Origin of the sequence: Paenibacillus sp. P3E (assembly GCF_001909045.1) — a bacterium.
Taxonomy (GTDB): domain Bacteria; phylum Bacillota; class Bacilli; order Paenibacillales; family Paenibacillaceae; genus Paenibacillus_AQ; species Paenibacillus_AQ helianthi.
In genome coordinates, this window is sequence record NZ_LVWH01000182.1 from 36,856 (window position 1) to 48,177 (window position 11,322).

Consider the following 11,322-nt stretch of genomic DNA (forward strand, 5'->3'; position numbering starts at 1 on the left):
TTTTAGCATAACTGGAAATTGATTTACACTTGTAGCCTGCTTTTGTTAGTCAGCCATTGTATCTCGGCTTGCGCCTCTGCGAAGCGTGAGAATATGCATCTCAGATGGACTCCCCCAGCGCAGGGGAAGATGTGCTGTGCCAAACCCACGGCTAATCAGCATTTTGGCTTCGGTTTTAGAACCGTCTTTTCTCGGAAGCACAAAATGACCTGCGTTATACACCTGATAGAATGGATCAACATGACGGTGGCCGACAAAAGGTAGCACTACCTGGCCTCCGTGCGTATGACCGGCCAGCACCAAATCCGCAGGAATCTCCGATTGCTGCGACAGCCATAACGGATCATGTACAAGAATGATTCTGCAGAGTGAAGCATCCGGGTCCGCTAGTGGTGTTAATGGTTGATAGGCCTTTTTACCCCCCTTCCGCGGAAAGTCCACACCTGTCAGCAGCAGTCTGCTCCCATTTTTTTCAATTGTGATGCTCTCGTCCTGTAACAAAATCGCTCCGCTCCCGCGTATGATGTTGTCCACCAGCGAAAAATTCGCCCTGTAATCATGATTGCCATGCACAGCATAGACCGGTGCCAGTCCAGCCACCAGTGTCATATTATCGCAGAGACGGTTTAAGGAGCCGCCTTTTTCCGTCAGATCCCCTCCAAGGAAAACGGCATCTACTTTCCCCTTCAGTGGATTTAGCAGCTTTATCGGAAGGCGCCTCCGGTGAATATCTGATATAAAAAGAATGCGGAAGCCTTCCAAAGCCTCCGGCAAAGCTTCAAGAAATATTTCCTCGGCAATAATCCGGTTTCTGAATGCTGCCACCAGCATCATAGCTATAAACACTGCAAGCAGCAGCATAATGATTGACAGAATGTCCAGCAGCAAGGAGGTTACCATAATGTATTCAAGTCCGGGGCTCCAATAAGTCCCCAATACAAAAGGAAAATCAGAAGAAGCAAAAATATTACAATTAGTGAATTGATGAACATTTTGCTAAAACGCAGCCGCTCCGACGGATAACTTTCCGCACGTGAAGGTGTAGAGCTTTCCTCATCCACTGGTCTTTCTTCCCGCTTCACTTTTTTTCCGGGTTGAGCTAAGGAGTGGCGGTTTTTTCTTGACAGGGTTCCCGCAACTGCTGCAGGAGAATCGTTAATGATTGGCGGGACTGATAAGGTCCGCGATCCAGTTCTCTTTCTGACAACAGCAGGCTGTTCAGCTTTATTTGGTTTTTTACGGGACTTCACCCGGCTAAGTTCCTCGCTCATGACTCCCTCCTGTAACGGATCACAAGACCCGAGAACACATCAATGATAAAGTGGCATAGAATGGGTGCCCAAAGTGTTCCTGTGTGTATGTATATATATCCCAGCCCGTAGCTGCTGAGGAATACCCACCCTGTAGGAATCCAGTGCCGCAAATAGCGCACATGAATTACAGCAAATAAAATACTTGTCCAATAAGGCCCAAATGAATGCTGAACTGCTCCCCGGAACAACAGCTCCTCGCAAACCGATACAATGGCTGCGATGACAAGGATATGCCACACTGGCCTTTTACCAAAGAGCAGCTCGTTAATTCCCCCATCATCCATGCTGTCTTCTGGAACAATATGGGTTAGCAAGAAGTCTACCACAAGCATAATTGCAGCCAGTCCAAGCCCCCAAAACACAAATTGTGCGTTTTCCGGAAAATTTAATATGTGAATGGGGTTTCTTTTCTGTAATAATATCCATATCAAACCGATAATTAAGGTAAGACCCTGAGTGATATACAAATTAACTAAAAGAAGCTTATCGGTTAACTGCTGAGGATCGGCTTTTTTAATCCTGATTTCGCCAAATTTGAATTTTTTCATTGTAACCTGCCTGTTCTATATTGTTTTTACATAAGATAATTTCCCTAGAAGAAGGAGCATTAATTATGAACAGCCGTACCTCCCGCACTCAAATGTTATACACACTAGGTTTTCTGCTTTTTCTGATATCCGCATTCGCCGCTTTTTTTACGGGAGTGAAGGTTGGGGCAGACAAAACAGAAGCCAAATACGAACACCTCAATAATAAAGATACCGCAGAGGAATACTCCGGCTCCTACCAGCAGCAGGATCTTGTTACGTTCTATCATAACGTATTTTTGCCCTATCGGGAATTCAAGCGCAATTGGAACAGCCAGCTGGACAACCTGGCACGCAGCACAGATGCGCGTGAGAATGCAGCAACCCTGAAGAATCTGAGCATTCTTGCAGACAAGCAGTATGACAAGGTCACTCAGGATTCGATCTTCACGGGCTCTCCTATGCTCTATGAATCCCAATTAAATATTTTGAAGAGCCTGACTTTGTTCTCCCAGGCCTCCAGTAAAGTCAATGCAGGTGCATCAGGGACTGAAACAGCCAAGGTGCTAAAAAGCGATAAATTCACAGCCAGTGCTGTAAAATTCGGATTGCTAGCTCAAAAAAACTTCTATGACTCCATGCTCAAATGGGGCTCAAAAGACAACAGCAAAATCCCTTCGGAAGCCGCTGAGCTGAAGACTCTCTCTTTTATCCAGTGGAAGAAAATGCCTCTCCTGCTTAAGAACGCATCCATAGCTGATATGATGTTGAACCGCTCCATCTATGCAGGCTATGACCCACAGGATATTACGGCCAAAATTGACGATATGATCTATTCTGGTACGGCTAGTTCACTGAACTTAAAGGATATTCAATCCGCCGTCACCCTGTTAATTTCCACAGGAGCGGTGCAGGAACAAGATTTCATGAAGTGGCGTGAACAGTATTACGGCAAGGAAACCATGCCACAGCTCCCGTTTTTTTATGAGTAGAACCAGCTATTGCATCATAACGAAAAATGAGAGCCACTTCAAGGCGGCTCATCTTCAACTAGACTATTGACACATCTGGCATTGCCATGTTACATTATGAAAAATTAATCAAGCAAAACCGATGATGGAACAAAGATTCTGCAAGTCTTCAGAGAGCCGGTGGGTGGTGTAAACCGGTGACGGACAGAACTCTTTAGCGCTCCTGAGATATTGTGTCGAACCTTACAGTAGGCACAATCGGATCATCTCCGTTACCAGTGTGGCCTTTGCGGGCCAATGAGGCTGCTTCTTCATACGTTGCAGTGAATTAGGGTGGTACCACGACAACTCTCGTCCCTTACTACGGCAGTAGTATGGGGTTGAGAGTTTTTTTGTTATTTAATTTCCAGTTCCAGGCCATTATATGGGCCCTCTTTTCAGGATTTTCCGGTCTGCTGCACACTCTTTCTTTTATGCGACAGCGCGTTCCCCCGTTATTCTGACATATTTTTCACTAGTTATTTTGGCTTCTGGTACTGTGGACTGCCTCTTCAGGGCATCCTTGGGCATATATAGCTTTCCAAATTTAAGGAGGACAAGAAACCATGTTTAAAGTACTAGTATCGGATCCGATCAGCGATTTGGGCATTCAGCAATTAATGGACGCAAGTGATGTGACTGTAGACAAAAAGACTGGACTTAGCGAAGACGAGCTTATCGCCATCATTGGCGAATATGATGGCCTGCTCGTACGCAGCCAGACGACTGTAACTGAGAAGATTATTGCTGCAGGCACCAACTTGAAGGTCATTGGCCGCGCTGGAGTCGGCGTTGACAATATCAAGCTGGAGGCTGCCACACAGCGTGGTGTCGTTGTTATCAACGCCCCGGACGGCAATACAATCACAACCTGCGAGCATGCTTTTGCTATGATGATGGCACTGGCCCGTCATATTCCGCAGGCTTACGCCAAAACGATCTCTGGTGTGTGGGACAAGAAAACATTCCTCGGGGTAGAGCTGCGCGGCAAAACGCTGGGTGTTCTCGGTATGGGCCGGATCGGGAGCGAAGTAGCCAAGCGTGCCAAAGCCTTTGGCATGAACATTCTTGCCTATGACCCCTTCCTGACCGCTGACCGTGCGGAAAAGCTGGAAGTGAAGCTGGCTTCAGTAGACGATATCGTACGCGGCGCGGATTTCATCACTGTGCATACTCCGCTCACTCCGGAAACCCGCCACATGATTTCTGGGCCGCAGTTCGAAGTCATGAAAAAAGGCATGCGTATCATCAACTGTGCACGTGGCGGGGTAATTGATGAAATGGCGCTGGTTGAAGCCATCAACAGCGGCATTGTTGCCGGAGCAGCCTTTGACGTATTCGAAAAGGAACCGCCGCAAGCTGATCATCCATTCCTCTCCCATCCCAAAATCATCGTAACGCCTCATCTTGGCGCTTCCACCGTAGAAGCCCAGGAGAATGTTGCTATAGATGTATCGGAGCAGGTGCTGCATATTCTGCGCAACGAGCCGTTCATTAACGCTGTGAACATCCCTCCTGTTGCTCCAAGTGTGATGAACAAGCTTCAGCCTTACTTCACACTCGGCGAAAAGCTGGGCAGCTTCGCAACACAGCTTACCGATGGCGCGATCAGAGAAATCCAAGTAGAATATGCCGGTGACCTATCCGATGTAGATACACAGCCACTGACCCGCTATATCGTCAAGGGCGTACTTTCCCGTCACTTTGGGACAGATGTGAACATCGTCAATTCGATGCATTTGGCCAAAACCCGTGATGTGAATGTAATTGTGACTAAGGCTTCCAAAACCAAGGGATTTACCAACCTTATCACCGTCACCCTGAAGGCAGATCCTGACGAAGAACGTCTGGTTGCGGGAACGCTGCTGCAGGGCTACGGAGAACGGATCGTGCAGGTCAACAAGTTCCCGGTCGATATTGCTCCGGAAGGCCATCAGATTGTAATTTCGCATAACGACAAACCGGGTATCATCGGTGCTGTCGGTACACTGCTTGGGGAGAACGATGTCAATATCGCCTCCATGCAGGTAGGACGTAAAATCGTTGGCGGCGCTGCGATCATGCTGCTCACCGTCGATAAGGCGGTTCCTCAAGCTGTTCTGGTGAAACTGGCAGGACTGCCGGAAATCAATACCGCGGAAGAAATTGTGTTACTGTAAAAAAGTAGCCCTGAACAAACGCTCTTTGGAGAGCGGGCATCCGCCTGCTGTTCCAATGAGCGTTTTTCTATATCGGATGTCACATCCTCTGAGCCTGAAGCACTAGTGAAATGTATCTTCTCCAAATTGAACCATACCACCGTGCTATGTATGAAGAGATTCACACAAAATTCATGCCCGAAAGACCTATTTGAGCATTTTTATGTCAATTCTTACAATAGACCTCTCCCTCTGAAAACGCCTATAATATTACAATACACAACATTATTTTAGGGGGAACTTTTTATGATGGACTGGATGAACAAGCTTCCGTTAAAACAGAGAATTAGAGCCGGTTGTTACTTGGTTGCCGCTTTATTCGCTGTCCCTGTACTAATCACACTTGTAGTGATGGGCAAGATGATTATCGGCATTATAATGGTTGCGGTATTGGCTGCACTGACCTTCCCACTCGCACGCTTCATTGAGAGAACGCTTACATCTTCATTCGATGATATCTCCAACGTAACCCACACGATTGCCAAAGGTGACTTTACAACCCGGGCAGATGAGAATGGTTCCATGGGGGAAGTCAGCCGCTCCTTCAATACAATGATCGATAAGCTGAAGAAAATACTAACCGAAGCATCTCAGATTACCCGCCATGTCATGGATGCCAGCCGCGGAATCGAGGACAAAAATCAGAATCTGAAAGTCGTAATGGCCCAGGTCTCCTCTTCTTCCAATGAACTGGCTCTCGGCGCAAATGAAATCTCCGTGGACATCGCCGATATGACCGATTCCATCAAAGACATTGAAACCAAGGTTTCGAATTACACAAGCTCTACCAAAGAAATGAACAGACGTTCCATACATACGCTAGAATTAGTTGAGAAAGGCCGCCAATCCGTAGATACTCAAGCAGAAGGCATGCGCAAGAATATACAAGCTACCCAGAAGGTCGCCGACACGATTGAAGCACTATCACATAATGCCCGGGGGATCACGATGATCACCAAAACCATTACAGAAATCGCCGAGCAGACCAACCTGCTCTCACTCAATGCATCGATCGAAGCAGCACGCGCCGGTGAACATGGTCGTGGTTTCGCTGTTGTAGCCCAGGAAGTCCGCAAGCTTGCTGAGGAATCTACAGCCTCCACCAAAGAAGTATTCGGTCTGGTGCGCAGTATTGAGAACGATATCAAGGAAGCGATTGAGAATATTGCCATTAATGAGGAAGTCGTCCAAGTTCAAAATGAAATGATCATTGAAACCGCGAATATTTTCGCCCAGATTGTGCAAAGCGTTCAGTACATCACCGAGCAAATTGCTTCTTTCTCGTCTGAGAGTGACCTCATGTTGGAGAGCGCGTTAAAAATTTCTGGAGCTATCGAAAATATCTCTGCGATTACAGAAGAAACTGCGGCCGGAACCCAAGAGGTATCCGCAGCAATGAACGAACAAATAAATGCCCTGCAGTCTGTTGCTGAAGAAACAGAGAAAATGACACAAGCAGTATTCCAACTCCAGAAAACGATCCATATTTTCAAATTTTAATCTCCATTTTCATAGACCGTTTCATATGAAGCGGTCTTTTTTTGTTCACAAAATAATCAATGTTATTTTATGAAAATTCAGTTTTTTGGCAGCAGCAAGTATCGTTATTTCTTTTGCACTTCTCTCCGCTATTTTTAATGGAAATAATATAATGAATACAATTGGATCTGAAGGGTGTTTCGTTCATTAGCCTTATTAATCCAGATAAAAAATGGGTACACCCCATTATTCCAGTCTAATCATCCATTTCCATACAAAGGAATAGTTCAATATACCTGATATATTTCTGTTTCAATGTTTCTTCACAATTTGTATTATTAAGACTTTTTTGCATTAAATTTTTTTTGGATTCGCCCTGTTTTCCAACTCAACTGGACCATTTCTTGCAATTGACATTGTTCGTTAATTTCGTCAAAAACTGAGCTTTTCAGCACAAATATATTGACAAGAGAGGAGTTAGAAATATATTGTAAAGTAAAAATATGCATTTTTTCCAATACATCATAACGGCAAAATTCACCGAAAGGGAATGACGCAAAGCCATGGATCTACAGTCTCATTTTTATGGGACCATGACAGCCAGGTTGCTGAACAACCGAAGCTCTGGGGAAACCTCGTTCTATACGGTTATTCATTGCAGCCGACCTGTACTCTCGTGAGTGCAGGTTTTCTATTTCTGCTAAAAAAAAACATTGGGTGGGTGGATTATCTGAAAACAGTCGCAGATTATATGGCTGAGGCACTACGAAACCTCGGCGTAACACATTCCTTTGGTATCATCGGCAAGTCTATTTGTCCCGTAGTTCTTAAGATGGTCGATTACGGGATTGAATTTATTCCTGGCAGACATGAGTCCAGCTCCGGGTTCGAAGCAGCAGGCTATGCTCTCAAAACCGGCAGGCTGGGTGTAGCTTTTGGGACTTCAGGTCCAGGCGGAACCAATCTTCTTACTGCTGCAGCACATGCTAAAGCGAACAACCTGCCTGTGCTGTTCATTACAGGTCATCAATCTATTAAGGAGCTGGGAATTCCCCAGTGCCAGGATTCTTCGTCATATCTGGCTGACCTGGCGGACATGTTCAGACCGGCTACACTCTTCAGTAAACTGGTGGAGCGAGGTGATCATTTCAGCACCTTATTTAACCATGCTATTTCTATTGCTTTGGGCGGACAGCGCGGGCCGGTCCATTTATGTATCCCGTTTGATGTGCAGACGGAAATGCTGGAAGAATGCCGGATAGTGATTCCTGAGCGTGAACATCTCGTAAGCACTGCTAATTTCGAACGTGTGATTTCAGCTATTAATGCCTCCAGCCATCCTCTTATTATTGCCGGCAAAGGGGTTAACCGTTCTATTGCACACCAAGAGCTCATTCAGCTGGCTGAAACTTTTAACATCCCTGTCGTTACTTCACCGGGAGGAAAAGGTGCGATCCCTTGGGATCACCCGTTGTATCATGGACCAATTGGTGTTGGCGGCTGCAAGCATGGTGATGATTTATTGAACCGCAGTGATTTGTTCATTGTGCTTGGATCACGTCTGAGTGACATGACCATCTGCAATCTAAAGGCTGAAAATCACCCGAAAACACTTATCCAATTTGACGTAGACCCTACCTTCGTAGGTAAAATTTTATCTTCACAGACCATCGCTATAGGCGGGGATTTACGGGACAATTTGGCTTTTTATCTAAAGAATATAGATACAGCTGCTATAAAGAAACATATAACAGAAACCGATGTTCATTATGCGGAAGAGTTGCCTGTTCTCTCCAAGCTGTCACTAGCTTCGGTCATGAGCACCTTGAGCGATTTGATTCCTTACAACAACACCGTTTTTGTAGATGACGGCAGCCATGGCTTCAACGCCGTGAAATGGTACAACGTGAAAAAACCGGGCAGTTTTGTCTTTGATGCTTATTTTGCCTGTATGGGCAACTCCATTGGAATGGCTATTGGGGCTAAGGTGGCTTCCCCTGAAGAAACCATTTTCTGCCTAACCGGTGATGGCTGCTTCATGATGCTTGGTGCTGAAATCAACACTGCAGTCTGCAAGAATATTCCGGTAATCTTTATCGTAGTGAACAACATGCAGCTGGATATGGCGCTTAAGGGGATGGAGAAAACCACAGGCAGAATTGACGGTACGATCTACGAGGTACCTATGGATGCCGTGAAATTCGCTGAGTCACTCGGAGCCACAGGCTACAAATGCGAAACCGCGGAGCAATTCAACGTTGCTGTACAAGCCGCAGTCGAGTCAAACCGTGTAGCTGTCATTGAATTGTTGACAGACCGTGACGAAGTGCCTCCAACGGCCCATAGGACGTTGAATCTCAACTAAGTAGCAGAGGTAAGAATCAAGCTTCACATGACCGGTCCTTGCCACTCATCAAAATTCAGGAGGCATCTTTGTGGAAAACACCAGTTACAGCGGTCTAAAGCATTTTACCAACCTGTCCGGCGACTATGGAGCCAAAGCACTAGCTCCAATCAAAGAGCATTTCCCCGAACTGGCCGAGTACATTATGGGCAACGCTTATGGGGATCTTTTTCAGCGCACAACAATTGGCTCCGATTGGAAAGAAATTGCTGTTATTTCGTCTTTGATTACTATGGGACAATTTGAGCAGCTCGGGGTCCATTATGTGATGGCGCTCCGCGTCGGAATAACTGTAGAACAGATCAAAGGAATCTTATTGCATCTGGTGCCTTGTATCGGTGCTCCAAGAGTCATTTCAGCTTTTAATGTGCTGCTTGCAACGCTTGAGGAAATCCAATAAATCCTTCTTCAACAATTTTATACACAATTCGACTTTTTTCTTGCTTATTTGAGAAATATATGATTATATTAGAGGGAAAATATCCCAAAACTATAGTTTTTGTATCGAATCAAGGCGTAAAACCAAAAGTTATTTGGATATATTCTATGACTGAACAACAACGTACAGTCAACATTTCCGTTATACGTTTCACACATTTAATTTTGGGAGAGATGAGCACATGGGTAAATTTATTTTGAAAACCGATTCTGTTAACAAGGTCATTAATATTGAATTAGAAGGCACTTTCTCCAATGAGGATGGTCTCAAATCGATTCAAGCTTATCAGCAGACCGTTAACCCGATCACACCTTCAGAATATGCTCTGCAGATTGACTGCAGAAAACTAAATGTTACTGCTCCTGATGTTGTGCCTCTGCTGGAGGGCTGCTTCATCATGTTCAAAGCAGATGGTTTTGAAAAAGTAAGCCTGACCCTTGAAAATAACCCCATCCTTAAAATGCAGCTCGCGCGCCTCGGCCGCAAGGCTGGACTTGAAAACCTGGAGATCACTTCGACAGTTCAATCTTAAGTATTGTTTCAAGGCTCACCAGCCTGAATGATGGTTGAGAAGCAAGTTTTATACAAAACTTGAGGGCGGGAAGAATCGCTCATTAACTTTTAGGAGGATTACCATGGCCGGGATACGGATAAAGGACATTGATATCTATCATCCAAGCAAAAAGATTGGCAACGACTTTTTCATACAGCATTTTGACGAAAAAGGTATTGATATCCGTGGCCTCCTGGCTACTCTTGGCCGTAATAACCGCTATAGCATCGACAGCAATGAAGAGAATTCACTGACCATGGCTTTTGAGGCGGCAAGCAACGTACTGGACAAGACCGGGCTTACCGGGGCTGACATCGACCTGATTGCTTATGCCAGTCAGACTCCTGAATACATCTTCCCGACGAACTCACTTATGATTCATCGTTTAATCGGTGGCGCTTCCCACACCATTTGCATCGACAGTAATGCCAACTGTGCAGGTATGACCGCCTCGGTGGAACAGGTAAGCCGTCAGATGATGGCCAATCCAAGAATCCGCCGCGCGCTGGTGATCGGCTCAGACCACGTTGCTCCGCATGCGGATAAAAACGATCCTGTCTACTATGCCAACTTTGGAGATGCTGCCGCTGCCGTTATTCTGGAGCGGGATGAGAATTCGGTAGGCTTCATTGATTCTATTTACCAGACAGACACATGTGTCTATGGGAACTCGATGTTTCCTGTGGATGGCTTAGCCAACCTTGGACGTGGTGGTGTTGGTGCCGGAGAGTTCAATGTGAAGTTCATTCCATTTGATGACTCCATTTGTGTGGATGCAGCCTCGGAATCGATCAATACATTGCTGAGCAATAATGAGATTGCTCCCGAGTCAATCAAGGCCGCCTGTTTTTCACAGCTGTCCCTCCCAAATATTCTTGCCGTATCCGACAAAACAGGCATCGACACCGATGTAGCGGTCTATATCGGCGATGAATTCGGGTATACTTCGACAAGCAGTCCTTTTGTAGCCCTGCACAAAGCAGTGACTACTGGAATGATTGAACGCGGTGACAAAGTGCTCTTCTGGACCGTTGGCGCAGGCTGGCAAAATGTAGCTTTTGTAATGGAATACTAAACATTCATTCGCGCTTACCTCAAATGGGGCTGTCTCATAAGTAGATTTTCAAAAAAAAGAAACAGCCCATATGTATTCAAGAGGCAGTAAAAAGACAGCAAGGCCGCGATTCTCCTGTTATTGGAGAATCGCGGCCTTGCGTTTTTGGTCCACCGTGGCTTGCTTCAGCATATTATGGGCAAGCGAAAGCCAACCGACCTCAAGCGTCACTTTTTCCATGCCGCGAAGCAGAAAGCGCCGGAAGCCCCGGTTATTCTTCAGTTGTCCAAATACGCTTTCCGGTTCCGTCATTCGGCGTACGGCCAGGGCATAACCTTCCTCGCT

11 protein-coding genes, 1 riboswitch and 1 other annotated feature are annotated in these 11,322 nt (G+C 45.9%); of the genes, 7 read left to right on the plus strand and 4 right to left on the minus strand.

Annotation, left to right across the window (positions count from 1 at the left end):
- Positions 1-45 precede the first annotated feature (45 nt).
- Genes A3842_RS20655 through A3842_RS20665 form a run of 3 tightly spaced genes read right to left on the minus strand, consistent with a single transcriptional unit; the run spans position 46 to position 1,861 of the window.
- Positions 46-900, minus strand: coding sequence for a metallophosphoesterase (locus tag A3842_RS20655; protein WP_074102590.1), 855 nt, complete (start codon positions 898-900; stop codon positions 46-48).
- A complete protein-coding gene (locus A3842_RS20660) occupies positions 894-1,271 on the minus strand; it encodes a hypothetical protein (RefSeq protein WP_074087594.1) in 378 nt (125 codons plus the stop codon). The genes A3842_RS20655 and A3842_RS20660 overlap by 7 nt, the downstream gene beginning before the upstream one ends.
- Positions 1,268-1,861, minus strand: coding sequence for a CPBP family intramembrane glutamic endopeptidase (locus A3842_RS20665; protein WP_074087593.1), 594 nt, complete (start codon positions 1,859-1,861; stop codon positions 1,268-1,270). Before A3842_RS20665 ends, A3842_RS20660 begins: the two co-directional genes overlap by 4 nt.
- Positions 1,862-1,926: 65 nt before the next feature.
- Here A3842_RS20665 and A3842_RS20670 point away from each other — a divergent pair, with 65 nt between their 5' ends.
- From A3842_RS20670 to A3842_RS20700, 7 genes are all read left to right on the plus strand, one after another.
- A complete protein-coding gene (locus A3842_RS20670) occupies positions 1,927-2,832 on the plus strand; it encodes a hypothetical protein (protein WP_074087592.1) in 906 nt (301 codons plus the stop codon).
- A 112-nt stretch (positions 2,833-2,944) separates the two neighbouring features.
- Positions 2,945-3,173: a binding site (T-box leader), on the plus strand.
- A 243-nt stretch (positions 3,174-3,416) separates the two neighbouring features.
- Positions 3,417-5,009 (plus strand): phosphoglycerate dehydrogenase, encoded by a 1,593-nt coding sequence (gene serA / locus A3842_RS20675; protein ID WP_074087591.1) that lies wholly within the window; start codon positions 3,417-3,419, stop codon positions 5,007-5,009.
- A gap of 288 nt (positions 5,010-5,297) precedes the next feature.
- Positions 5,298-6,548 carry a methyl-accepting chemotaxis protein gene (locus tag A3842_RS20680; protein WP_074102594.1) on the plus strand — a complete coding sequence of 417 codons (1,251 nt, stop codon included), beginning with the start codon at positions 5,298-5,300 and terminating at the stop codon, positions 6,546-6,548.
- A gap of 498 nt (positions 6,549-7,046) precedes the next feature.
- A riboswitch (cyclic di-GMP riboswitch) is annotated at positions 7,047-7,140 on the plus strand.
- Positions 7,141-7,278: 138 nt separating this feature from the next.
- On the plus strand, positions 7,279-8,892 hold the full coding sequence (locus A3842_RS20685) for a thiamine pyrophosphate-binding protein (RefSeq protein ID WP_371916014.1): 1,614 nt from the start codon (positions 7,279-7,281) through the stop codon (positions 8,890-8,892).
- Between the two features lie 70 nt (positions 8,893-8,962).
- Complete coding sequence (locus A3842_RS20690; protein ID WP_074087590.1) at positions 8,963-9,331, plus strand: carboxymuconolactone decarboxylase family protein; 369 nt, start codon at positions 8,963-8,965, stop codon at positions 9,329-9,331.
- A gap of 220 nt (positions 9,332-9,551) precedes the next feature.
- A complete protein-coding gene (locus tag A3842_RS20695) occupies positions 9,552-9,902 on the plus strand; it encodes a hypothetical protein (RefSeq protein WP_074102591.1) in 351 nt (116 codons plus the stop codon).
- 103 nt (positions 9,903-10,005) lie between these two features.
- Entirely contained in the window at positions 10,006-10,998 is a 993-nt protein-coding gene (locus tag A3842_RS20700) for a 3-oxoacyl-[acyl-carrier-protein] synthase III C-terminal domain-containing protein (RefSeq protein ID WP_074102592.1), read from the plus strand.
- 117 nt (positions 10,999-11,115) lie between these two features.
- On the opposite strand, the gene A3842_RS20705 is transcribed toward A3842_RS20700, so the two are convergent.
- The coding region (locus A3842_RS20705; protein WP_074100791.1) for a transposase at positions 11,116-11,322 on the minus strand (207 nt) is incomplete at its 5' end.

Coding starts and splice junctions, on each gene's coding strand:
- A3842_RS20655 (WP_074102590.1), bottom strand. CDS start 900: ATGGTAACCTCCTTGCTGCTGGACATTCTGTCAATCATTATGCTGCTG.
- A3842_RS20660 (WP_074087594.1), bottom strand. CDS start 1,271: ATGAGCGAGGAACTTAGCCGGGTGAAGTCCCGTAAAAAACCAAATAAA.
- A3842_RS20665 (WP_074087593.1), bottom strand. CDS start 1,861: ATGAAAAAATTCAAATTTGGCGAAATCAGGATTAAAAAAGCCGATCCT.
- A3842_RS20670 (WP_074087592.1), top strand. CDS start 1,927: ATGAACAGCCGTACCTCCCGCACTCAAATGTTATACACACTAGGTTTT.
- serA (WP_074087591.1), top strand. CDS start 3,417: ATGTTTAAAGTACTAGTATCGGATCCGATCAGCGATTTGGGCATTCAG.
- A3842_RS20680 (WP_074102594.1), top strand. CDS start 5,298: ATGGACTGGATGAACAAGCTTCCGTTAAAACAGAGAATTAGAGCCGGT.
- A3842_RS20685 (WP_371916014.1), top strand. CDS start 7,279: ATGGCTGAGGCACTACGAAACCTCGGCGTAACACATTCCTTTGGTATC.
- A3842_RS20695 (WP_074102591.1), top strand. CDS start 9,552: ATGGGTAAATTTATTTTGAAAACCGATTCTGTTAACAAGGTCATTAAT.
- A3842_RS20700 (WP_074102592.1), top strand. CDS start 10,006: ATGGCCGGGATACGGATAAAGGACATTGATATCTATCATCCAAGCAAA.